Source organism: Leucothrix mucor DSM 2157 (genome assembly GCF_000419525.1).
Taxonomy (GTDB): Bacteria; Pseudomonadota; Gammaproteobacteria; order Thiotrichales; family Thiotrichaceae; genus Leucothrix; species Leucothrix mucor.
The window spans coordinates 507890-532187 of record NZ_ATTE01000001.1; the positions used below are offsets into that span (position 1 = coordinate 507890).

At 47.7% G+C, this 24298-nt stretch carries 23 protein-coding genes; 21 read left to right on the plus strand and 2 right to left on the minus strand.

Annotation, left to right across the window (positions count from 1 at the left end; translation table 11 throughout):
• The first annotated feature begins 84 nt into the window (after window positions 1-84).
• From def to LEUMU_RS27695, 9 genes are all read left to right on the plus strand, one after another.
• Window positions 85-591, plus strand: a complete 507-nt coding sequence (gene def, locus LEUMU_RS0102210; RefSeq protein ID WP_022950649.1) for a peptide deformylase — start codon at window positions 85-87, stop codon at window positions 589-591.
• Complete coding sequence (gene fmt / locus LEUMU_RS0102215; RefSeq protein WP_026744407.1) at window positions 588-1532, plus strand: methionyl-tRNA formyltransferase; 945 nt, start codon at window positions 588-590, stop codon at window positions 1530-1532. Before def ends, fmt begins: the two co-directional genes overlap by 4 nt.
• A complete protein-coding gene (rsmB, locus tag LEUMU_RS0102220) occupies window positions 1529-2815 on the plus strand; it encodes a 16S rRNA (cytosine(967)-C(5))-methyltransferase RsmB (protein ID WP_026744408.1) in 1287 nt (428 codons plus the stop codon). Before fmt ends, rsmB begins: the two co-directional genes overlap by 4 nt.
• Before the next feature lie 9 nt (window positions 2816-2824).
• A complete protein-coding gene (locus LEUMU_RS0102225; protein ID WP_022950651.1) occupies window positions 2825-3397 on the plus strand; it encodes a DUF4390 domain-containing protein in 573 nt (190 codons plus the stop codon).
• Window positions 3382-5604 (plus strand): sensor histidine kinase, encoded by a 2223-nt coding sequence (locus LEUMU_RS24260; RefSeq protein WP_022950652.1) that lies wholly within the window; start codon window positions 3382-3384, stop codon window positions 5602-5604. Before LEUMU_RS0102225 ends, LEUMU_RS24260 begins: the two co-directional genes overlap by 16 nt.
• A 1-nt stretch (window position 5605) precedes the next feature.
• Window positions 5606-6988: a sigma-54-dependent transcriptional regulator gene (locus tag LEUMU_RS0102235; RefSeq protein ID WP_026744409.1), complete on the plus strand. Its 1383-nt coding sequence runs from the start codon at window positions 5606-5608 to the stop codon at window positions 6986-6988.
• A gap of 5 nt (window positions 6989-6993) precedes the next feature.
• On the plus strand, window positions 6994-8370 hold the full coding sequence (gene trkA, locus LEUMU_RS0102240) for a Trk system potassium transporter TrkA (RefSeq protein ID WP_022950654.1): 1377 nt from the start codon (window positions 6994-6996) through the stop codon (window positions 8368-8370).
• Between the two features lie 3 nt (window positions 8371-8373).
• Window positions 8374-9825 carry a TrkH family potassium uptake protein gene (locus tag LEUMU_RS0102245; protein WP_022950655.1) on the plus strand — a complete coding sequence of 484 codons (1452 nt, stop codon included), beginning with the start codon at window positions 8374-8376 and terminating at the stop codon, window positions 9823-9825.
• 152 nt (window positions 9826-9977) lie between these two features.
• Window positions 9978-10520, plus strand: a complete 543-nt coding sequence (locus tag LEUMU_RS27695) for a GspH/FimT family pseudopilin (RefSeq protein WP_022950656.1) — start codon at window positions 9978-9980, stop codon at window positions 10518-10520.
• Window positions 10521-10529: 9 nt separating this feature from the next.
• Here LEUMU_RS27695 and ispH read toward each other — a convergent pair whose 3' ends face one another.
• Complete coding sequence (gene ispH, locus LEUMU_RS0102260; protein WP_022950657.1) at window positions 10530-11462, minus strand: 4-hydroxy-3-methylbut-2-enyl diphosphate reductase; 933 nt, start codon at window positions 11460-11462, stop codon at window positions 10530-10532.
• A gap of 167 nt (window positions 11463-11629) precedes the next feature.
• On the opposite strand from ispH, the gene purD reads away from it, so the two are divergent.
• Entirely contained in the window at window positions 11630-12919 is a 1290-nt protein-coding gene (gene purD / locus LEUMU_RS0102265) for a phosphoribosylamine--glycine ligase (RefSeq protein ID WP_022950658.1), read from the plus strand.
• 36 nt (window positions 12920-12955) lie between these two features.
• Here purD and rrtA read toward each other — a convergent pair whose 3' ends face one another.
• Window positions 12956-13468 (minus strand): rhombosortase, encoded by a 513-nt coding sequence (gene rrtA, locus LEUMU_RS0102270; RefSeq protein ID WP_022950659.1) that lies wholly within the window; start codon window positions 13466-13468, stop codon window positions 12956-12958.
• A gap of 143 nt (window positions 13469-13611) precedes the next feature.
• On the opposite strand from rrtA, the gene gspG reads away from it, so the two are divergent.
• From gspG to LEUMU_RS0102330, 11 genes are all read left to right on the plus strand, one after another.
• Entirely contained in the window at window positions 13612-14034 is a 423-nt protein-coding gene (gene gspG, locus LEUMU_RS0102275) for a type II secretion system major pseudopilin GspG (protein ID WP_022950660.1), read from the plus strand.
• 14 nt (window positions 14035-14048) lie between these two features.
• Window positions 14049-14564, plus strand: coding sequence for a type II secretion system minor pseudopilin GspH (gspH, locus tag LEUMU_RS0102280; protein ID WP_022950661.1), 516 nt, complete (start codon window positions 14049-14051; stop codon window positions 14562-14564).
• Entirely contained in the window at window positions 14557-14952 is a 396-nt protein-coding gene (gene gspI / locus LEUMU_RS27700; RefSeq protein ID WP_022950662.1) for a type II secretion system minor pseudopilin GspI, read from the plus strand. Before gspH ends, gspI begins: the two co-directional genes overlap by 8 nt.
• Window positions 14949-15536: a type II secretion system minor pseudopilin GspJ gene (gene gspJ / locus LEUMU_RS0102290; protein ID WP_022950663.1), complete on the plus strand. Its 588-nt coding sequence runs from the start codon at window positions 14949-14951 to the stop codon at window positions 15534-15536. Before gspI ends, gspJ begins: the two co-directional genes overlap by 4 nt.
• A 317-nt stretch (window positions 15537-15853) precedes the next feature.
• The gene (locus tag LEUMU_RS27705) at window positions 15854-17956 is read left to right on the plus strand and encodes a hypothetical protein (protein ID WP_022950664.1); all 2103 of its coding nucleotides are present in this window, start codon (window positions 15854-15856) and stop codon (window positions 17954-17956) included.
• Window positions 17957-17986: 30 nt separating this feature from the next.
• Window positions 17987-18922, plus strand: coding sequence for a translation initiation factor 3 (locus LEUMU_RS27710; RefSeq protein WP_022950665.1), 936 nt, complete (start codon window positions 17987-17989; stop codon window positions 18920-18922).
• A 262-nt stretch (window positions 18923-19184) separates the two neighbouring features.
• Window positions 19185-20606, plus strand: a complete 1422-nt coding sequence (locus LEUMU_RS0102305) for a dynamin family protein (RefSeq protein ID WP_022950666.1) — start codon at window positions 19185-19187, stop codon at window positions 20604-20606.
• Window positions 20607-20616: 10 nt separating this feature from the next.
• Complete coding sequence (gene hemL, locus LEUMU_RS0102310; protein WP_022950667.1) at window positions 20617-21897, plus strand: glutamate-1-semialdehyde 2,1-aminomutase; 1281 nt, start codon at window positions 20617-20619, stop codon at window positions 21895-21897.
• Between the two features lie 121 nt (window positions 21898-22018).
• Window positions 22019-22891 (plus strand): RNA polymerase sigma factor RpoH, encoded by an 873-nt coding sequence (rpoH, locus tag LEUMU_RS0102315; RefSeq protein WP_022950668.1) that lies wholly within the window; start codon window positions 22019-22021, stop codon window positions 22889-22891.
• Between the two features lie 296 nt (window positions 22892-23187).
• Window positions 23188-23412: an exodeoxyribonuclease VII small subunit gene (locus LEUMU_RS0102325; RefSeq protein ID WP_022950670.1), complete on the plus strand. Its 225-nt coding sequence runs from the start codon at window positions 23188-23190 to the stop codon at window positions 23410-23412.
• Window positions 23405-24292 (plus strand): polyprenyl synthetase family protein, encoded by an 888-nt coding sequence (locus LEUMU_RS0102330; RefSeq protein ID WP_022950671.1) that lies wholly within the window; start codon window positions 23405-23407, stop codon window positions 24290-24292. Before LEUMU_RS0102325 ends, LEUMU_RS0102330 begins: the two co-directional genes overlap by 8 nt.
• The last annotated feature ends 6 nt before the right edge of the window (window positions 24293-24298 follow it).

Here is a 24298-nt window from a genome sequence, read left to right on the forward strand (position 1 = left end):
TCGTTCTTATTCGTTATTATGTTCGGGCTATAGTATCTTAGGGGATATTAAGCACGCATGAATTTCAGACTTACGGTAATTTAAATGGCAGTTTTAAAAGTATTAAGCTATCCCGATGCCCGACTACGCACAAAGGCTGTGCCTGTCGATGTGGTTGATGATGAGGTGCGCGGCATCATGGATGATATGCTCGAAACCATGTATGACGCACCAGGGATTGGCTTGGCTGCAACGCAGGTTAATGTGCATCGGCAAATTGTAGTCATCGACCTCTCTGAGGATAAAGATGAACCGTTGTATTTGGTTAACCCTAAAATCATTGCTAAATCGGGCAAAGAAGTGTCTGAAGAAGGCTGCTTATCTGTGCCTGAGTATTACGCGGAAGTTGAGCGTGCCAGTGAGGTTACGATCAGTGCATTGGGGCGCGATGGTAAGCCGTTTGAGTTGGAGGCAGAAGGCTTATTAGCTGTTTGCATTCAGCATGAAATGGATCACTTGCAGGGTAAATTATTTGTGGATTATTTGTCGCCATTAAAGCAGCAGCGAGTTCGCAAAAAGCTGGAAAAGATGGCTAAACAGGGTGCGTTATGAGTGACCGCTTGCGGCTGATCTACGCTGGAACTCCTGATTTTGCAGTGCCGGCTTTACGCGCTTTGTTAGACTCTGAGCATGAAGTCGTGGCTGTCTATACGCAGCCAGATCGCCCGGCAGGTCGTGGGCGTAAGTTGCAACCCGGCCCGGTTAAACAGGTTGCAATGGATGCGGGTATACCTGTTGAGCAGCCCCTGAATTTTAAAGAAGCAGAGGCACGTGAGCAGCTAGCAGCTTACAATGCCGACGTCATGATCGTTGCTGCTTATGGTTTGATCCTGCCACAGTCAGTATTGGATACGCCACGCTTTGGTTGCTTAAATATACATGGCTCACTATTGCCTCGTTGGCGTGGTGCTGCACCAATTCATCGCGCCATTCAAGCGGGTGATCAAGAGACTGGTGTCACGATTATGCAAATGGCCGCTGGTTTAGATACTGGCGATATGTTGTATAAAACCTTCCGCCCGATTGGTCCACAAGATACGTCGGAAACTATACACGATGGTTTAGCGGCAGATGGTGCTGAAGCGTTGCTGGTAGTATTAAATCAATTGCAAGCTGGCGAATTAAAGCCAGAAGTGCAGGACGAGTCATTGACTTGTTATGCCAGCAAGCTAACTAAGGCTGAGGCAGAGATCGATTGGTCGCAATCTGCGGTAGAAATTGATCGTACCATCCGCGCATTTAATCCGTGGCCAATGGCCTATACGCAGAAAAATGGTAAGCCATTGCGTTTGTTGATGTCATCGGTGGCTGAGGGTGAAACAGTCACTGCAGCACCGGGTACTGTATTATCAGAAGATAAAACAGGTATCAGAATTGCCACGGGTGAGGGAGTATTGCTCCTCACGCGCTTACAACTTCCCGGCGGAAAAGCATTGTCGGTTACTGAATTTCTAAATGGCCGCAGTTTGGCCGGAGAGCATTTCCCCTCATGAGTCAGAAAAACCCACGCGCAATAGCGGCTTTAATGCTGGAAAAAGTGATTTACGGCGGTACGTCTTTAAGTCAATTGCTGACAGAAGACAGTGCCAGTGATCCGATGGTTCGCGACCTGTGCTTCGGTACTCTGCGTTGGCATGAGCGGCTCACCGCTATCTTAGATATCTTGCTAACCAAATCATTAAAGTCAAAAGATAAAGACGTTGAGTGTTTATTGCGAGTTGGTCTGTATCAGGTGTTATATCAAAGTGCGCCAGAATATGCAGCGGTTAATGAAACCGTTGCAGCCGTCAAAGGCTTGAGAAAGCCATGGGCGGTGAAGTTTGTTAATGGTGTACTAAGAACATTCTTGCGTCGTAAAGAGTCTGTTCTTCACCAGATTGAAGAGATTGAAACTGCGCATTATGCCTTTCCTCAATGGCTGTTAGATTCTGTGCGCGAGGCTTGGCCTGAGCAGTGGGAGTCGGTATTAAAGCAAAGCAATGAACGTGCGCCGATGACTTTGCGAGTGAACTTATCGCAGAATACTCGGGATGAATATCAGGCGATGCTACAGGCTGAAGATATTCAAAGTACAGTCCATCCCCTAGTTCCATCGGCATTGATTTTAGAAAAACCAATGTCGGTGTTTGAGCTGCCGGGCTTCAATGAAGGCTTTGTCTCGGTGCAAGATGCCGCCGCTCAGCTAGCGGCGTTTTTATTGGAGTGTGAGCCGGGCATGCGAGTGCTGGATGCTTGTGCAGCGCCGGGTGGTAAAACCGGGCATATGCTTGAGCACACCGCCAATATCAAAGTGGTTGCAGTTGAAAACACCGAAATGCGTTTGTTGCGCATTGGTGAAAATCTGGAACGTTTAGGCTTAGAGGCTGAGATTGTACTGGCGGATGCCGGAGAGCCTGGTGAGTGGACAAAGCCTGGCTTTGATCGAATCCTGCTTGATGCACCATGCTCCGCAACTGGCGTAATTCGTCGCCATCCGGATATTAAGGTGTTACGTTGGCAAGAAGATATTGCCGAGTTACACATTCAGCAGCACAAACTTCTAAACACCATGTGGGATTTGCTGAATTCTGGCGGGCGCATCGTTTATGCGACCTGCTCAATTCTTCCTTCTGAGAATGAGGCAGTGGTTGCCGCGTTCTGTGAGTCACATCCGGATGCGCAAGTGCAGCCTATTGTTGACGTAGAATGGGGGATCGCACAGCAGTACGGACGTCAGGTTTTACCCGGTGTCGATGCCATGGATGGCTTTTATTACGCAGTCATCCAGAAAAAATAGTAGGAAGCCATGAACATCAAAAACACATTGAAACACTTTTTATTGGTGTTTTTGCTGCTTATGCCATTTGCCTCGAAATCAGAGGAGGATGGCATTTTCTTTACACGCTATGCCTTACATAGCGTGGATGCCGCGAATAATGTGTATTTGGTCAGCGCGCAGTTGGATTATCGTTTATCTAAATACTTAGAGCAGGCGCTATTGAATGGCGTGCCAATTAAAGTCAGTATTGTACTTGGTCTTGGAAAACAGCGTAGTTGGTGGTGGAATGAGGCCGATAGCCTTAGCACCATTAGCTATCAGGTAAAGTACCACGCCTTAAGCCAGCATTTTCTACTGACGCGCTATGACACCAATGAAAATTGGAACTTCCGCTCGCTCTCAGCGACCCTTCGCAAAATGGGTAGTATCGTCAATTACAAGCTCCCTCCACTTCCTGAAACAGTAAAAGAGGGTGGCTACTACATTTATATGGGTGCCCAAATGTCGCCAGCGACACTGCGCCTTCCGCTGCGTATTCAGTCGTTATTTAGCGATGATTACAGTCTAAGTAGTGAGGTCGTCTCATGGCCATTACCGTAAGAATCTTACTGTTTCAGGTTGCACCGGTGGCGATGATCGCCATACTACTAGGTGTCTCGCTCACTATCTTAAATATTTCAACACAAGACCCAGATGCCGAAGGTGATATGATTTCTTGGCTGGCGCCATTGAATATCGCCATATTAGGAATGCTGAGTTTTTTGGTGTTGTTCAACCTGTATCAGGCGATTACTCGTTTGCGAACGCAGCAGGCCGGATCGCGCTTTACTTTACGCTTGATGTTGGCTTTTTCGGTGTTGACCATTCTCCCTGTGTCGATCGTCACTTATTTCTCTATGAATTTTTTGGGTGACCGGATTGATAGTTGGTTTAATTTCAAAATTGAAGGCGCATTAGATGACTCGCTGGATCTGGCCCGTAATGCCCTTGATGTTCGGATGCGTCAGCATTTATATGATATCGAAAAGGTTGCCCGGGAGATAACCGTTAGCGACCCAATCGACTTTGATAATATTGTCGATGCTCGTATGCAGATGCTGGGTGCCTATGAGATGGTGCTGCTAGGTAAGAATAAACGGGTGTTGGTTTATAGTGGTGATAGCTCAGAAATCGGCACCATTTTCCCGCATTTTCCAGCTGATGAGATCACGCGTACACTCTCACGTCGTGGTTATATGTATCGGATGGAATATACCGATAACAGTAGTCTATACTCGAGGGTAGCGATCACTTTGAAGACAGGGCCGACGGCTGAAGCCATGATTCTGACTGCCTTGTTCCCATTCTCTGATCGAGAGCGACTATTGTCCAGTAATGTGCAAGAAGCTTACGACCAATACCAGAATATTAACTATCAGCGCAATCTGATTAAGAAGAGCTTTCGGCTGACCTTGTTTTTGATTATGGCCTTGTCAGTTTTGTTCTCGATTTGGGCCGCTTTTTTGTACTCGCGCAAGCTAACCAATCCGGTTAGGAAGCTATTGGAAGGTACCTTGGCGGTGGCCTCTGGAAACTTGCAGAAAAAACTGCCTGTTTCGGATAAAGACGACTTTAGCTTACTGGCCCGCTCCTTTAATACCATGACGACGCGACTGTCGGATGCACGTCATGAAAGTGAGCAAAGCCAGCAGCAAGTACAGCGCCAACATGACTATCTGAATGTGGTGCTGGATCACCTGACGTCTGGTGTCATCACCATTGATGATCAAGGAATCATTCAACGTATTAACCGGGCGGCAGAGCATGTGTTGCAGGTGCCATTAGCAGACTTTATCAATCGCAGCTTATCGGGTGTTGGTATTCAGCATGAGGGCTTGCAGCCTTTATTAGAAGCGATTCGTCCGCACTTGGAGCGCGAAGAGAAAGAATGGCAATGTGAAGTGAGCTTGCTATTGCCTGCTGGTCGTCAGATGCTGGTCTGTCGTGGTGCTGCATTGCCCCCTTCGGCGGATGGCTCAAAAGGATATGTGCTGGTATTGGATGATATTACCGAAGTGGTACAGGCTGAGCATGAGGCGGCTTGGAGTGAGGTTGCACGCCGTTTGGCACATGAAATTAAAAACCCGCTCACGCCAATTCGATTGTCAGCGGAGCGTTTGCAGCATCGTCTGCAACCTGAGCTGAGTGAAGACTCTGCTGACTTGTTAAAACGCATGAGTCGCACCATTGTTAACCAGGTAGATAACCTTAAAGCGATGGTGGATGCCTTTAGTGAATATGCACGAGCGCCGGCATTGAAGTTACAGTCCGTTGATCTGAATGCTTTGGTGACTGATGTTGCCGAGCTGTACAAGGTCAATGATCAGGTGATCAGTGTGCATGTTGAGCTGAGTCAAACGCCGGTGTTGTACCTTGACTCTGGGCGTATTCGCCAGCTGGTGGTGAATTTGCTGAAAAATGCATTTGAAGCCATTGATGTGGATAGTGAGGTTCGTGAGGTGCGAGTGTCTGTTCGTAGCAATACCTCGCGGGCGGGCCATCCGGAAGTTGAGCTCAGCGTTAGCGATAGTGGTCGGGGAATTCCGGCAGAGATTTTACCAAGCTTGTTTGATCCTTATGTTAGCAGTAAAAAGAAAGGCTCAGGCTTAGGCTTATCGATTGTGAAAAAAATAGTAGAGGAGCACTCAGGACGAGTGTTGGCTCGCAATAATGATGATCATGGTGCCACGTTAAGTGTGTATTTTCCGGTAGAGACTGGGCCGGAATTAACCATCAGTAAACCCATTGAGGTTAAGAATGTCACTTAAAATGACTGAAAAACATCGTATTTTAGTAGTAGATGATGAGCCTGATATTCGTCAATTAGTCAGTGAAATACTGGAAGATGAAGGCTATCAGGTAGTGGTTGCAGAAACCGCTGAACAAGCGCGTGAGCAGGTGCGAGTGAGTCGCCCTGAGCTGATCCTGTTGGATATCTGGATGCCGGGTGAGGACGGGATTTCCTTGCTCAAAAGCTGGTACGAAAGTGGCGTATTGCGTTGCCCAGTTATCATGATGTCAGGACATGGCACAATCGAGACGGCGGTAGAAGCTACTCGGTTGGGTGCTTATGACTTTATTGAAAAGCCGCTTACTATGGCAAAGTTATTGCTGTCGGTTGAGCATGGCTTGCGCTCTAGTTTATTGGAGCAGGAAAACCGTGGATTAAAGCGTCAGGTACTCGCGCCGTCTGAGCCGATTGGTTCCAGTTCAACCATGCGTGAATTACGCCTACAAGCCGAGCGCATCGCTCAGTATAAAGATGTTGTCGTTATTTTGTATGGTGAGTCAGGCGTCGGCAAAGAAGTTTTCTCGCGTTATATTCATGGTAAAAGTGAGCGTGCAAATAGCCCATTCGTGAAAGCCATTGTTTCCGCGCACAACCAGGAAAACTTCCTGAGTATGCTGTTTGGTAGTGAGCAGGATGGGCAGATTACACCCGGCTTAATGGATGAAGCACAAGGCGGTACTTTGTATCTTTGCGATATTCCTACCTTGGATGAAGCCTCACAGGAAGCACTGCTGCTGACCTTGCGCGATAAGCAATATACTCGTGTTGGTGGGCGTACTAAGGTCGACTTTAGTGCAACCTTAATCGTCTCTGCGCAGCATGATTTGCGCGATGATGTTGATGCTGGCGTATTTTCAGAAGAGCTATTCTTTCGGGTCAATGTAGTGCCATTGTTGATTCCGCCTCTCCGCGAGCACCCTGAAGATGTAACGGAGTTGTTGAATTTCTATGTGGATCGTCTGATTGCATTAGATGGTTTGCCATACCGACATTTCTCAGTGTCTGCACAGAATTACCTGCGTAACTATCGTTGGCTAGGCAATATCCGCGAGCTGCGCAATTTAGTGCAGCGCCTGTTGATTTTGGGGACTGATACTGAAATCAATCAGGAGGAAGTGGAAGAGGTACTGGGTCGCAGTATTCCGATCTTTAGTCAGGGTATTGAGCAATTGCCTATTAGCTTATTCGAGTTGCCATTGCGCCAAGCGCGTGAGCAATTTGAGCACGACTATTTAAGCTATCAGCTAGAGCAATGTAGCGGTAACGTTAGTCAACTGGCTGAACGAGTTCAGATGGAAAGAACGCATTTGTACCGTAAAATGCGCTCGTTAAATATTGATCCAAAGCAGTTCGGCAAATAAGCCCGATGAATATTGCCATTGTCGGAGCAGGACAGGTAGGAAGCTCGCTGGCTGCTAGTTTGGCGACTGAAGATAATGACGTGGTGGTGATTGATAATGATCCCGAGCGTCTGCGTCAGCTGCGTGAAAAGTTGGATATCGATACTTATCAGGGCAGCGCTTCGCACCCTGATGTGTTGGAGAATGCCAATGTCATGAATGCGGATATGTTGATTGCAGTGACCAGCAGTGACGAGGTGAACATGATCGCCTGTCAGGTCGCGTATCGCTTATTCCGCACTCCTACCAAAATTGCCCGAGTGCGCTCGCTGAGTTACTTGGAGCATCAAGAATTATTTTCCAAAGATGCCATTCCAATTGATGTGCTGATTAGCCCCGAGCGGCTAATTACCGAGCATGTCTATCGGCTAATTGCTAACCCAGGTGCCTTACAGGTTCTGGATTTTGCTGATGGACAAGTGCAGTTAGTGGCGCTTAAGGCCAAGTACGGCGGCAAACTTATCGATCATCAGATTCGTGAATTTGCCACGCATATGCCGGATGTAGATGTCCGCGTGATCGCTATTTTCCGTCATGGGAAAGCGATTCTTCCGGATGGTGATACCGTGATTGAGGTTGATGATGAAGTCTTTGTTATCGCCAGTAATCAGCATATCCGCGTGGTTATGAGTGAGCTGAGTATTGCTGAAAAGCCGTACAAGCGCATCATGATTGCCGGTGGTGGTAATGTGGGTGGCAACTTAGCGAGCATTCTGGAAGGCGAGCGCTACCAAGTAAAAATTATTGAAAAAAAGGCGGATGTCGCCGGTTACTTAGCTGAAAAGTTAGATAAAACGCTGGTGCTGGAAGGTGATGCGGCAGACGAGCACTTATTGCAGGAAGAAGATATCGGCAATATGGATGTGTTCTGTGCAGTAACCAATGATGATGAAGCCAATATTTTATCGGCTATGTTGGCAAAGCGATTGGGTGCACGTAAGGTAATGGCACTAGTTAATCGCCCTAGTTATGTAGATTTGGTGGAGAGCGGCATTATTGACTTGGCGATTTCTCCTCAGCAAATTACTTTGAGTGGCTTGTTAGCGCATGTGCGGCAGGGTGATATTGTCTCGGTTAATGCCTTACGCAAAGGTGCTGCTGAAGTACTTGAGGTGGTTGCCCATGGCGACAAGAAAACCTCGCGTGTAGTAGGGCGCACCTTAAAGCAGCTAAAGCTCCCGCCAGGTTCGACTGTATGCGCCGTAGTTAAAAAGAGTGGCGTTGTACTCTCTAATAATTCAGTGGTGATTGAAGCTGATGACCATGTAATTCTGTTCCTCTCAGACAAGCGATATATTCCTGCTATTGAGAAAATGTTCCAAGTCGGCATGGGTTTTATCTAAGCCATGCAGTATTGCGTTATTCAGCGAATTCTTGGTCTGCTATTGATGCTATTCAGCTTTACCCAGCTGGTTCCCGCATTGGTGGGGTGGGCTTATGATGGCTTGGATATCTTCCCGTTTCTGAAGTCTTTTTCAGTGCTGCTAATTGGCGGCGCGATGATCTGGTATCCGGTGCGCAAGCATAGCGATGAGATGCGGCTGCGTGATGGGTTTCTAGTCGTCATTTTATTCTGGACGGTATTGGGTGTATCAGGCTCGTTACCGCTACTAATGTCGGACCACCTAAAAATCAGCGTGCCGGATGCTATTTTTGAATCAATGTCCGCACTGACTACGACCGGTGCGACGGTGATTACCAAGCTGGATACATTGCCACATTCGATATTGTTCTACCGTCAGCAGTTACAGTGGCTGGGGGGCATGGGGATCATCGTATTGGCTGTCGCTATTCTCCCGATCTTAGGAATCGGGGGCAGTCAGCTCTATCGCGCTGAAATTCCGGGCCCTGTAAAAGACTCCAAGCTAACGCCAAGAATTAAAGAAACCGCCAAGCTATTATGGCTAATCTATTTTGGATTCACAGTAGCGTGTGCGCTCGCGTACAAGCTAGCTGGAATGAGTTGGTTTGATGCAGTCGGGCACAGTTTTTCTACTGTGGCGATTGGTGGGTTTTCTACTCACGATGCTAGTATGGGCTATTTTAATAGTCACTGGGTTGATACCGTTGCCATCGTGTTTATGCTGCTGTCCAGTGCGAATTTTAGTCTGCATTATTTGGTGTGGCGTAAGCGTAGCCCAGGCCTGTACCTTGAGAACTCAGAGTTTCGCTTCTACATGTATTGCGTGGCGGCAATTACCATTATTTGTGTGATTTATTTGCAGCTTGGGCATCACTACGGTTCTAGTAGTGAGACGATCTTTAAGTCCTTGTTTCAGGTTGTTTCGATGCTGACCACCACCGGTTTCACTACAACAGAGTATGTCTATTGGCCGCTATTTTTGCCGGTATTACTGATTTTTTCCAGCTTTATGGGAGGTTGTGCGGGCTCAACGGCGGGTGGTATTAAAGTGGTGCGCGTATTGCTGCTATTTAAGCAAGGCATGCGCGAGACGGCACGATTAATCCACCCCAGTGCCAGAATTTCGGTAAAGCTCAACCGCAAGCCAGTACCTGATAATGTGATGCAGGCAGTGTGGGGCTTCTTCTCAGTTTATATTGGTTTATTTGTCTTGATGATGTTGCTGTTGATGGCTAGCGGTCTGGATCAGGTGACGGCATTTTCGGCAGTGGCGGCCAGTTTAAATAACTTGGGCCCGGGTTTGGGGTCGGTTGCGGAAAACTATGCCGGTGTAAATGATTTCTCTAAGTGGGTGTTGTGCTTTGCGATGCTGCTCGGGCGTCTTGAAATATTCACATTATTGGTAGTACTAACCCCTGCATTTTGGCGTCAATAGCCGGTTTTTTGTGAGGCTAATAAGCCATTGATCAGCGTTTTTTGACCGAGCTTGCTGATATCTGAATGGGGCATTGCCGCTGGTCGATTGGCTTCGCGGCGTTCGTGGATATGGGGCTATAATGCCCAGTACAACCATGGACGTTTATAATAATGAAAATAAATAAACAACGCGCAGCAGGTTTTACCCTGATTGAAGCGCTTATCACTATCAGTGTCGCTGCCATTTTAGCCACACTTGCGGTTCCAAGCTTTACCCAAATGCTTGAGAATAATCGCGTCTCAGCGGCATCAAACGAATTCTTAACCACTATGATGTATGCGCGAAGTGAAGCCGTTAAGCGCAGCATCGCGGTGACTATTTGTACTAGTACTAATGGCTCAAGCTGCTCCACGGCACTAGATGACTACTCAAAAGGTTGGTTGGTATTTACTGACTGCAATGAGGATGGTCAGCTGACAACTGCGGCAACGGCCTGTGATCTAGATGGCGATGGAACGAATGATCCTGATTTACTGTTGCGGGTAAATGGGCCAACCCTTCAGGTATCGGTTACTTCAGGGCAGGCTCCAGACTCATTTACCTATTTATTTTCAGGTCGCTCACAAAGTGCTTCGTTTAGTATTGGGCCTGATGCATCAACCACGACCAAGACCATTTCAGTGGCAACCACTGGCCGTGTTCGACTGCAATAAAGCTTAGGCTTAGCGCAGCGCCTTTGGCAGTGTGAATGAAACGGTTTCAATCACGCCTTGAGTGTCTGGCAGTACATTGGCACCCATTTGGCTAAGTCTGTCAGTCACTTGCTGTACCAATACTTCCGGTGCTGAAGCGCCTGCAGTCAGGCCAATATTGATTTTGCCATCAAGCCACTCTGGTTTGATGTCTTCCGCGCCATCAATCAGGTAGGCGGGTACGCCACGTTTTTCGGCAATTTCGCGCAAGCGGTTTGAGTTAGAGCTATTCGGCGAGCCAACCACGAATACCAAGTCACATTTATCGACCAGATTTTTTAAAGCATCCTGACGGTTCTGTGTGGCATAGCAAATATCATCTTTCTTAGGTGCATGAATGCTAGGGAAGCGCTTGCGTAATGCTTCGATAATTACATTGGTATCATCGACGGATAAAGTCGTCTGTGTCACAAAGCCAATTTGATCCGGATTTTTGATATCCAGCGCCATGACTTCTTCTTCAGAGTCCACACGGTAAATAGCGCCACCGTAAGAGGTGTCGTATTGCCCCATTGTGCCTTCAACTTCCGGGTGGCCACGATGGCCAATCAAAATTGTTTCACGACCTTCGCGGCTGTAGCGCACCACTTCCATATGTACTTTAGTGACCAGCGGGCAAGTTGCATCAAACACTTGCAGGCCACGTGCTTTGGCTTCGTCCTGAACTTTGCGCGACACCCCATGAGCACTGAATATTACTGTCGCATCATCGGGGACTTCATCCAGTTCATTAACAAAGATCGCGCCTTTGTTTTTTAGATTATCGACCACGAAACGATTATGCACGACTTCATGGCGAACATAGATAGGCGCGCCCAATAGGTCGATGGCACGGTTTACAATATCAATAGCGCGGTCTACGCCGGCACAAAAACCCCGAGGGTTTGCGAGAGTCACTTGCATAATCAGATACTGGATATGTGAAAAGGAGAATTGTAGCAGCTCTTTAGCGCAAAAGATAAATCCCGAAACGGTTGTGTTTACTCTGTTGATAGGCGGTGACTTGGTTTAGTAATGGCGTCAATTCAGGTATAGTCTGCGGCATTAATTTTTGCGGATGTCTAACGAGCATGAAAGTATTATTAGTAGGTAATGGCGGGCGCGAGCATGCGCTAGCGTGGAAATTGGCCCAGTCACCAAAAGTTGATCAGGTTTTTGTTGCACCAGGTAATGCCGGAACAGCCTTAGAAGCCGGTATGGAAAACCTAGCGATTGCCGTTGATGATATCGATGGCTTACTGGCGTTTGCCAAAGAGCAGGGTGTTGAGCTCACGGTTGTTGGCCCTGAAGCGCCATTAGTTGCAGGCATTGTTGATCGATTTACTGAAGCGGGTTTGCGTTGTTTCGGTCCAACTAAAGCAGCTGCGCAACTGGAAGGCTCTAAAGCCTTTACTAAAGACTTCCTGGCTCGTCACAATATTCCAACCGCAGCCTACGGTAATTTCACTGATATTGATGAAGCGGTTGCTTACGTTAAACAAGTTGGCGCGCCGATTGTAGTGAAAGCAGATGGCTTAGCAGCCGGTAAGGGCGTGATCATTGCTCATACTGAGCAGGAAGCAATTGACGCTATTCAGGATATGTTAGCGGGCAATGCCTTTGGTGATGCCGGACATCGCGTGGTGGTTGAAGAGTTCTTGGTGGGTGAAGAAGCCAGCTTTATAGTGATTGCGGATGGCACAAACAGCTTACCAATGGCAAGCTCGCAAGATCATAAAGCGCGTGATAATGGCGACTTAGGTCCAAATACAGGTGGCATGGGGGCTTATTCTCCAGCACCAGTTGTGACACCTGAAGTTCACGATCTCATCATGAGGCAAGTGATCGAGCCAACGATTAGCGGCATGGCGGCCGAGGGTAATTCATTCACTGGCTTTTTGTATGCAGGTGTAATGGTGTCTCCGGAAGGCGAAATCAAAGTATTAGAGTTTAATGTGCGCTTTGGTGATCCTGAAACTCAGCCGATTATGATGCGCCTACGTTCAGATCTGGTTGATTTATTAGATGCCGCATTGGATGGTAAGTTGGATACAGCTAGCAGCGACTGGGACCCTCGCGCAGCATTGGGTGTTGTTCTGGCGGCTGGTGGTTATCCGATGGATTACGCTAAAGGTAAAGTCATTGCTGGTTTGCCTACTGAATCGAATGATAACGCTAAAGTATTTCATGCTGGAACCACTCTGTCGGGTGATGACGTCGTGACTTCTGGCGGTCGCGTGTTATGTGCAGTCGGCTTGGGCGATACAGTGACTGAGGCGCAGCAAAATGCATATGTATTGACTCATCAAATTAGCTGGGAAAATGTCTACTACCGTGATGATATCGGCTATCGTGCGGTTGCACGGGAAGCTAAGGCATAAGTTGGATGTTTAAGTATTGTCCGGCACATTGCTCAATCAGTGCCGGGCGATGCGAACATAGATCGCATGCATCATAATTAAAATTGCCGCAACGCTAATGCCATAGACGTGTGATTCAGTCACTACGCGCGCACCAATCAAAGCCGCATTGTCTTGTAATAGCCCAAACCAGTGATCACCTAAGACTTTACCAATCACTATCACGCTGACACCATAAGCGATGAGTCGATCATCTTTCTGGTAGGCGCCATAAGCTCCAATTAGGAATAATCCGTAGATAGCTCCGGATAAACCTGCATACCAATGAATCCTGGGGTCAAATAAATGCAGGCATAAGCCCACAAAAAATGTCAGGATAATTAAACTAATGGTAAAGGTTCTGACACGTATCGTGTTGTAGAATAGTAAGGCGAAGAGCCACAGACTGCTAATATTGAGTAAGTAGTGTGGCCAGTTCGTATGTACAAATTGACCACTTAATACCTTCCACCAAGCGCCATCATTGACCGCTTTTCGGACATATAATAAGTCCGGCTGCCAAAGCTGCAATACAGCACTCAATAATGATAAAAATGCGATCGCTATGGGGAGTTTGGATTTTATACGGTAGGCAAAGTGTGGTAGTTTTAGCACAATAGAATTTTATAAATTTTAAACAATAACAGGTTTCTAAATAAATGCGGACAGGAAATATGCGCAGGCCGTCTAAGCAAAAGGGTTTTACACTGCTAGAGATTATCGTTGTGGTGACCATCATTGCAATCATTGGGGCCATTGTCGCACCGAATATCATCAATAAATTCTCCGGTGTTCAGGTTGACGTTGCTAAGACGGAAATCAAGCGAATTAAGCAAGTATTGGGCTTCTATAAACTCAATAACTTTAATTTGCCGAGCACTGAGCAAGGTTTGGATGCCTTAGTAACAAAGCCAAGTGGAAGCCCGGAGCCAAGCAGTCGCTGGGAAAAGCAACTGGATAGCGTGCCGGTCGATCCATGGGGTAATCAATACCAATACCTGAACCCTGGCACTCATGATGACTTTGATATCTTCTCTTACGGTCCAGACGGGCGTAAAAGTGATGATGATATCGGTAGCTGGCAAATTGATAAGTAATCAAGGGACGCATAGTGCATCAATCGGCACGACCTAAAGCCGCTGCGGCGGGATATACGCTGATTGAAGTGATGGTGGTGATTGCAATCATGGCATTGCTCACCTCCATCGTCATCCCATACCTGCCCGTTGATAAAACAAAACAACTCTTAGCGACTGCCGACCGGTTTAAGTTGCAAATCTCTTACGCACAAAGTCAGTCCATCCTGCAATCTCAGGATATGGGCTTAATGTTGACCGAAGACGGTTATCAGTTTGTGCAGCGTACCCCTGAAGCTTGGCAGCCTGTTGATGATGAAGGCATACCGCCCACTAAGTTAGACGATTTCCTCGCTCAGCAACTGTTTATTGAAGATGTTGAATACCTTTCAGAAGAGCCTTTAGATGATGAGTCAGTCGCGCCTGCTGTGCTGTTCTTTTCCAGCGGAGAAACAACACCATTTGAGTACCGTCTGAGTTTATCTGAGGAAGCCTATGTTCGTTTGAAGTTTGACGCGCTGGGTGATGTGGAAGAGTTTATCAATGAATAGTCACGCACTGTCTCGCAAGTCTCCTATAAAAAATCGTGGATTTACGCTGATTGAAGTGTTGGTGGCGTTGTTGATTGTTGCTGTTGCGCTTAGTGCTGCGGCTAAGGTGATGTTAGGTGCTGCTCATAACGGTGCTCAGCGTGCTGACCGAACTGCTGCGCAGTGGGTTGCCCTGAATCAAATGTCGATTTTGAAGTTACGTCGTCAGTGGCCAGTGAATTCGGAAAGTGGTACCGAAGAGATGATGCACCGTAGCTGGGTATGGCGGCAGCGAGCGGAGTCAACCACTGATGAAAATGTCGTTCGCGTGACGATTGATGTACATCTTGAAGGCGAAGATGAAGATGATTTGTCGGCGTCAATCGTCGGGTTTGTGGCTAAGTTATGATAAATAAACGGGCCAACTCCGGATTTACGCTGATCGAACTGTTGGTATCGATTGCTATTTTCAGCTTGATGACGGTTGTCGCTTACGCCGGTATTGCAGCGGTCATGAATAATGATCAGACCTCGTTTGAGCATGAAACAGCGCTCAAACGCTTGCAACGTACCTTCGTATTTATTGAGAAAGATCTGCGCCAAATAAGCCCACGCCAACGCAATCCCGGAATATCGGATTTATTGCCCGCGTTGCGATCCGGTGAAGGTGAGGATGTAGGCTTACTCGAGTTTAGCCGCGCCGGTCATTCCAATCCGACAGAATTGACACGCAGTAGTTTACAGCGGGTTCGCTACGTTTTTGTCGACGAGGAGTTGCAGCGTTGGAGTTGGAACCTAGTCGATCACAGTGATATTGAGCCATCGAAAATGGTATTGCTGAAAGATGTGACTGCTGCTAGTGTGGCATTCTTCTCGGAAGAGGGAGAAACGGTTGATGAGTGGACATCTGATGCATTGCCGTTAGGAATTGAAATCCGATTGACCACTGAACGTTGGGGTGAGCTCAGAAGAGTGTTGCCTATCTATTACTAAACGCCATTTGTGAGCGGTTAGTTGTTGTTAAAATTGCGTAACTGAAATATTTAAAGTATCGCAGGCGACAATTGTCCGTGGTTTTGTCTATAATGGCGGCAGGACGAAATAGGATGAACCAAACCATTAGTCACAGGCGACTCATTCCCTGAATTTTGGTGGCTTCGGCGGAAACGATTAATTTCGTTCGATGCCGAGTGTGAGTCTGGAGGTTGAATTGAATCTTCGGCATTCATCTAAAGAATAAGACATAAGTTCATGGCCGTGCCCAGTTCGCGGTGCAGACTAAATTTAACTTTTAGCATGAAGGAAACGTTATGAAATCGATGCAGAAAGGTGTTCTCTCAGTTGCGGCCGCGACTGTTTTCGCTTCTGGCGCAATCTTACTTACCGACTCAGATTCTGATAAAGATATTAAGCCAGTGGCCCAGACTACGACTGAAGCTGTCACCGAAACTGCAGAGAGTGCTAAGGCGGAAGATACGGCTTCTCAGGTTGTAACTGAGGCGACGACAGACGTTGCTGAGACAACGGATGCCGCGACTAGCGAAGTTGCCGATGCGACTGACGCAGTTGAGACTGAAGCTGAAGAGGTTACTGCAGCAGTTGAAACAGCAACCGCTGAAATGGAGCCAGAAGTTCCTGCACTCGAAACGGCCGCTGTTGCGGCAGCAGCCACTGCGGTTGCAGTCGTTGCTTCTACTGACGAAGCGACTGCTGAGGTTTCAGAAACTGTTACTGAGACGGTTTCCGATGCCGGTGATGCGACTGAAGCAGTGACCGAAACGGTTGATGCTGCTGTGGCCGAAGTTGCCGCTACTACAGAAGAAGCGACAACAGAGGTTGCTGAGGCAGCATCTGAAGTAACTGAGACTGTTGCGGATGCCACTGATACGGCTGTAGAAGCTGTTGCTGAGACCGCTGATACAATAACTGAGGCTGTTACTGAAGCCGTTGCCACTGCTGAAGAAGCGGTGACAGAAGAAGTTGCTTCTACAGAAGAGGTCGTTACCGAAGAAGTCGCTGCAGTTGCTGCCGACGAAGAAATGGCTAGCGAAGAAGTCGTTGCTGAAGCAGCAGGTGATTTGCCAGCTCCACCTCCAGGTCCTTTCCAAGATGTTGCTAAAGCTGATACTGCTGAAGAAGTCGTTGTTGCAGAAGCAGTAGTAGACGCTCCTGTTGAAGCCGAAGCTGCAGTCAGTGAAGAAGCGCCGACTGAAGTAGTAGAAGAGGCTGTCGTTGCTGAAGCGCCTGCTGCAGAAGAAGTTGCAACTGCTGAAGTTGTTGAGACTCCTGTTGTGGCCGAGGCCACAGTGAGTGAAGAAGCTCCAGCTGAAGAAGTCGTTGCAGAAGCTCAGGTAGAAGCTCAGGTAGAAGCAGAGGCTCCTGCAGTAACAGAAGAAGTTGTCGCTGCGGTTGTAGCAGCTGCCGTTGTTGCCGAAGAAGTTGCGACAGTAGAAACTCCTGCTGAAACCGAAGAGGCATCTGCCGTAGCTGAGGCTGCAGTTAGTGAAGAAGCACCGGCTGAAGTAGCAGAAGAGGCCGTCGTTGCTGAAGCACCTTTAGCAGAAGAAGTTGCAACTGCTGAAGTTGCCGAAACGCCTGTTGTGGCCGAGGCTGCAGTCAGTGAGGAAGCAGTTGAAGAGGCTGTTGTTGCTGAAGCATCTGTAGCAGAAGAAGCTCCAGCTGAAGAAGTTGTCGCAGAAGCGGCTGAAGAAGTTGTCGCAGAAGCGGCTGAAGAAGCAGCGCCTGTTGAGGTTGTAGAAGAAGCTACAGCTGAGGCAGAAGTTGTAGTTGCCGAAGTCGATGGCACTGAAGAGGTTATTGTTGCTGTCGTTGAAGAAGTTCCTGCGGTTGAGGCTGAAGAAGCCCCAGCAGCAACTGAGGAAGTGGCAGTAGAAGCAGCGCCGGCAGAAGAAGTTGTAGCTGTGGTAGTTGAAGAGGCTCCAGCGGTTGTCGCAGAAGTTGTGGTACCTGAAGTTGAGGCTGAGGTAGCAGCACCTGAAGTGGCTAAAGTTGAAGAAGTTGCTCCGGTACAAGCACTCGTAGCTCCGGCACCAGTAGTGGCTTCTGCTGAGCAACAAGCCGCTGATGCAAAAATCAAAATGTACGAGCAGCAAATTCGTCAGATGGAAGCTCAATATCGTCAAGCGATGATGCAACAGCAGCGCATGATGATGAATTACTTTAATCAAATGTTGGTACAGCAAAACGCGCAACCACAAGCGACAATGGGTAAAGTGACCAAAGTGCAGCGTGTAATTATTGTACCTGTACCTGCTTATTCCTATGGAATGGGTGGTGGCGCGGCAATGATGGGTGGATATCCACATATGCCAATGATGAACTTGAATGTTCAGGGAATGATGGGTGCAAATCCAGTTCTGATGCCAGAAGATGTTAAGCCAGCGAACCAGTAATTAGGTAGAAAGAGAATAAGGAGAATATTGATGGAAATGTTACGTTGGTTAGCCACTAATAAGGTTGTTCAAACGACTTGGGGCTTAGGTATTTTAACAATGGTGATGTCTTCCGTATTTGGCGGAGGAAACAGTGATGCGAAGCACGAGCCTGTTAAGGCAGAAGCTGTAGCTGTTGAGCAGGTTGCTGAAGTTAAGGCAGTGCCTGAAGTTACAGTGGTTCAGGCTTTGGTTGCTACCGAAGTTGCCGCTACTGAAGAAGTTACAGAAGCTGATGCTGTAGAAGAAGTTGAAGTTGTTGAGACCGAAGTGGTTGAAGCTGTTGTGGAGTCATCCGAGGCCGCTGCGACTGAAGTGGCTGAAGCTGTTGTTGAGACTACAGAAGAAGCTGCAGAGGCAAGCACTGAAACAGCAGAAGCTGCTGTTGAGATGAGCGCTGAAACTACAGAGGCCACTGTTGAAGCGGCCGAAGCAGAAGTTGTCGCAGAGGCAGCAGTTGAGCCTGCGGAAGCGGAGGCAGTAACTGAAGAAGTTGCTACAGAAGCAGAAGTGGCGGCAGTAACGGAAGAAGTTGTCACTGAAGCAGAAGCTGCAGTAACCGAAGAAGTTGCTACTGAAACAGAAGTAGCTTTAGTAGCTGATGCTGACGGCTTTGCCGATAAGTCTACCGCAGACCTGCTAGTCATGGCGCGTGAAGCTTATTGGAACAATGGCCTTGAAGAGTCCGCTGAAATCTACAAAGCACTGATCGAACGTGAGCCTACTGTGATTGAGCATAAGGGCGAGCTGGGTAATGTGTTCTGGCGTCAAGGCTACCCTAAGCAAGCAGCTGAGCTGTATGCTGAGATTGCTGCGCCAATGATCGAAAAAGGTAACGGTGAGCGTGTGTCTAACATGGTTGGTTTTATTGGTTTGTTCTTCCCAGAGAAGGCGACTGAAATCCGCACATTGCTAGACGCTCAATAAGCGCAAAAGCCCTATAAAAGGCCGGACTTCTTAATAACAGGAGTCCGGCCTTTTTGCATTAATGGTTTGGCTAATTTAGTGCCATATTGGATACATAATTAGAGATTAACGTTCGATTACGGTTACATCTGTTTAATTCGGCTTATGGCTATATTGTCGTATACTATGCCATCGTCGACGAGTGGCTATGTGCGGAGTTTGCATATTTTTTGCGCTATAATAGCCAGTATCCTCCCTCAATCATTTAAATAAGGTTTGTCTGATGACTCCTGCTCAACGCATGCAGCAACGGCTGGAAAGCCTGCAAACGCACTTGAAACAAGAAAATCCGGTGTTGGTAGCGGTAGTGGATCGCTACAAAAAGCTGGATGCGATCTCTCATAAGATCGGCTTATTAACGCCGGGCGAGTCTTATGCGACCCGTATTTCTTGGTGGCCATTAATTTCCATACTGGGAACGTTTTCGGCGGGTAAATCCAGCTTCATTAACAGCTACCTTGGTCACAAACTGCAAAATACCGGTAACCAAGCGGTGGATGATCGCTTTACGGTGATCTCATACAGCAGTGATGAAGTCAGCCGCACCTTGCCAGGAATTGCCTTAGATGGTGATCCACGCTTCCCGTTTTATCAGATCAGTGAGCAAATTGAGTTGGTAACCGAAGGCGAAGGCTCAAAAATCGATAACTACCTGCAGATGAAGGTAGTGCCGAGTGAAGCCTTGCGCGGCAAGATCTTAATTGACTCCCCGGGCTTCGATGCCGATGAGCAGCGTAAATCGACACTGAAACTCACCGATCATATTATTGATTTGTCGGATCTGGTATTGGTGTTCTTTGATGCGCGTCACCCAGAGCCTGGTGCGATGCAAGACACGTTGGAGCACTTGGTTAAAGGTGCTCAGCGTCGTAATGACAGCAGTAAATTCCTGTTTATTCTGAATCAGGTCGATACCTCTGCCAAAGAAGACAACTTAGAAGCGATTGTAGCCTCATGGCACAAAGCCTTGGTTCAATGTGGTTTAAGCACTGGTCGTTTTTATGTGATGTTTAATACGGACATTGCGGTTCCGGTTGAAGATGAAGGTGTATGGAAGCGTTACCTGTCGAAGCGTGAAGTAGATTACGCTGAAATCACGCAGCGCATGGAAGCCATCAATGTTGAACGTGTGTACCGGATTATCGGTAACCTAGAGTCATTATCTAACCAAGTCGAGCAACAAGCGGTGCCGCAATTACAGGTAGCTCGTGCCCGCTGGCGCAAGCGTGTGCTGTTGCTGGATGCTGTGGTAATGGGTGCCTTTGCTTTAGGTATCGGTGCAATTGCTTGGACAACTGGCTGGCTGCCTCAGTGGTTGAGTAACCCAATGTTATTGGTTTCTGACTGGTTTAGCCTTGGTTTGCTGGCTGCATTTGTTGCGCTGCTTGTGTTTATCCATTTTGGTTTACGTCGCTGGGCGGCTAAAGGCATCGCTAAGAGCTTGAGTCAGGAAGAAACCTATGGTGACTTGTCGAATGCATTTATGAAAAGTACGCGTGCTATGACCAGTATATTCCGGACAAACCCTGTGGGTTGGAGTGGTCGTGTGAGTGGCAAGCTGTCGGGTATTCGCAACGATGTTGATCAGTTTGTTCAGCGTTTAAATGATAATTTCAGTAGCCCTTCGGGCAAGAATAAGAGCTAAGGGTAGAGTTATGAGTCAGTCAGAAACATTATTTGATCGTGCGCTGAAAGTTATTCCCGGCGGTGTGAATTCTCCGGTACGAGCGTTTAAAGGAGTGGGTGGAACGCCGCTGTTTATTGCTCGTGCAGAACAAGCGTATTTGTTTGATGCTGATGGTAAGCGCTACATTGATTACGTGGGCTCTTGGGGACCAATGATTGCGGGTCATTCAAACCCTGAGATCATTGCAGCAGTACAAGAAGCGATTGGTCGCGGGCTAAGCTACGGCGCGCCAACGGCAATTGAAGTGGATATGGCCGAGCGCATTGGCGAAATCATGCCATCCATCGAAATGGTTAGAATGGTGAACTCAGGTACTGAGGCCACTATGTCAGCGATTCGCTTGGCGCGTGGCTATACTGGTCGCGATAATATCGTCAAGTTTGAGGGTGGTTATCACGGGCATGGCGATTCACTATTGGTTAAAGCAGGTTCTGGCGCACTGACTTTTGGTGAGCCAAACTCTCCGGGTGTACCGGCGGATCTGGCTAAGCACACGCTAACACTGGATTACAATAATTCCGATCAGGTACGTGAGTTGTTTGCTGCGCAAGGTGATTCCATTGCCTGCATTATCGTAGAGCCAGTGTCTGGCAATATGAACTGCATACCGCCAGTACCGGGCTTCTTGGAAACCCTACGTGAAGTTTGTGATGAGCACGGCGCATTGCTGATTTTTGATGAAGTCATGACTGGCTTCCGTGTGGCATTTGGCGGTGCTCAGGAGGTTTACAACATCAAACCAGATCTGACGACACTGGGGAAAATCATCGGCGGTGGAATGCCGGTCGGTGCGTTTGGTGGTCGTCTTGATGTAATGGAGCGATTGGCGCCCACGGGTCCAATTTATCAAGCGGGTACTCTCTCAGGCAACCCAATTGCGATGACAGCTGGCTTAAAAACCTTAGAAATTATCAGTCGTGATGGCTTCTATGAGGATCTGGAACGCAAATCTGCACGTATGGTAGAAGGTATGCTTGAGGTTGCTAAGGCGAATGACATCGCATTGTCAAGTAATCGAGTGGGTGCGATGTTTGGTTTGTTCTTCACTGAGGAGCCAAAAGTGACCAATTATCAGCAGGTCACTGCTTGTAATATTGATCGCTTTAATCGCTTCTTCCATGGCATGTTAGATCACGGTGTGAACTTGGCACCCTCTGCTTATGAAGCAGGGTTTGTCTCAGCAGCACACACTGATCAAGACATTGATGAGACACTCGAGGCAGCGAACAAAGTGTTTGCTAGCTTATGAGGAAGGTTACCGTTTAGCCATAAAACTAGTCAATAACTTGACTTTAAATGGGAACTATCCTAAAAATTAGCACTCTCAGTATTTGAGTGCTAATAACGCACGATTTTTGGAGATTATACATATGGCAAAGTCACTGGCATTAAGTCACACCGGAATATCTGTTTCAGCAGGTAGTTTGGAGAGCTATGTCCAGTCGGTACATGAGTTGCCGGTTCTGAGCGTAGAAGAAGAAAAGGGATATGCTGTTCGCCTAGTTGAACAGGGAGATCTTGAAGCTGCGCGCAAGCTGGTCATGCACAATCTTCGATTTGTAATTAAGGTTGCTCGTGGCTATAGCGGTTATGGTTTACCGCTTGCGGATCTAATTCAGGAAGGAAATGTCGGCTTGATGAAAGCAGTCAAACGTTTCGATCCTGATGTAAATGTCCGTTTAGTGTCATTCGCAGTTCACTGGATTCGAGCTGAAATCCATGAATTCATTTTGCGTAACTGGAAAGTCGTTAAAGTGGCGACCACCAAAGCGCAGCGTAAATTATTCTTTAACCTTCGCAGCAGCAAAAAGCGTCTGGGATGGTTGAATTCGGCTGAAGTCAATGACATCGCAACAGACTTGGGTGTGACGAGTAAAGACGTCATGGAAATGGAAAAACGCATGAGTGGTCAGGACATCTCATTTGATTTGTCACCTGGTCAGGAAGATGACGATAACGCTTATACGCCAAGTCAATATTTGCTGTCGACTGAGTCTCAAGACCCTGCAGAAATGCTGGAAGCCCAAGATTGGGAAGAACATACGCAAAATCGTTTTAACACAGCATTGGCTGAGTTGGATGATCGGAGTAAAGATATTCTGAGTAGCCGTTGGTTGGGAGAAACTAAATCAACCTTGCAGGACTTGGCTGATAAGTATGGTGTATCTGCTGAGCGGATTCGTCAGCTTGAATTTGCTGCGATTAATAAATTGAAGTCTGGAGTTCAGGTTGCTGCGATGTAAATGCAGTCAATGAACAACAAAAAAGGCCGCACTGAGTGCGGCCTTTTTTGTTTGGTATTATTGGTCAGGCTAATTAGCCGAATAACACAACCGAGAAAAAGCTCAGCCATGAAACTGCAATTAACAGAACGACTAGTAGCATTGGTAGGCCGAAATCGAAATCAAACATGGAGAGTCTCCCAGAAAATATAGGTGTAATGTTAGTGTATTGCCTGATCAAGTTCAAGTTGGATCATCAGGTTTTCAAATACAGTAACTACTTGCATTTCAAGTTCTGAAAGATCAATATCGTCGACATGAGCAAAAGAGCAAAGAAAACCAGCTATGAGGCCTCCGTGGCTGAACTAGAAGCGGTCGTCGCCCGGATGGAGCAGGGGGATATGCCACTTGAGGACGCGCTTCAGGCGTTTGAAGAGGGCGTGCGCCTGAGTCGGGAGTGTCAGCAATTGTTAAAAGCCGCAGAGCAGCGGGTCACTCTGTTGACCGCCGACGGTGAGGAAGATTTTTTAGCGGATGACTAGTGTACAATTGTCAGAGTCCTACCGATTACGGTTGGAGCAGTTACTGGCGGATGCTTTATCGATAGAGGATGTTTCACCCTCGCGTTTGCATGAAGCAATGCGCTATTCGGCGCTAGCCGGAGGTAAACGTATTCGGCCAACCTTGGTGTATGCTAGTGGTGAAGCCTTGGGTGTTCCCATTGCCGCATTAGATCGGATTGCCGTGGCGGTAGAATGTATTCATGCTTATTCTTTGGTTCATGATGACCTGCCGGCAATGGATGATGATGACCTGCGCCGTGGAATTCCGACCGCCCATAAGGCCTTTGATGAAGCCACCGCGATTTTATCGGGTGATGCGCTACAAGCTTTTGCTTTTGAATGGCTGAGTGAGCCTATCGAGGGCATTAGTGCACAAAGCCAACTACGCTTAATTCAGGGTTTATCGGCAGCTGCAGGCTCTCGTGGTATGGTAGGTGGGCAAGCCATTGACTTGGCAAGTGTTGGCCAACAGCTGACTGAAAAGCAGTTGGAAGTCATGCATGCTCATAAGACGGGAGCTTTGATAGACGCCTGTATATTGCTGCCAAGTTATTGCAGTGAGTTGGTCACGGAGCAACAGCGAGACTCACTGACTCGGTACGCAACCGCCATTGGTTTGGCGTTTCAGGTTCAGGACGACATCTTGGATGTGGAAAGCGATACCGCGACGCTAGGTAAGCAGCAAGGAGCGGATATTGCGGCGAATAAGCCGACCTATCCTTCAATTTTAGGAATGGATGGGGCAAAACAAAAGTTGCGGGAATTACACCAGGAAGCGTTTAACGCACTGGATATGTTTGGTTCCGAAGCAGATTTACTGCGCGACATTGCCCGATTCATCGTACAACGTATTAAGTAATTAGCC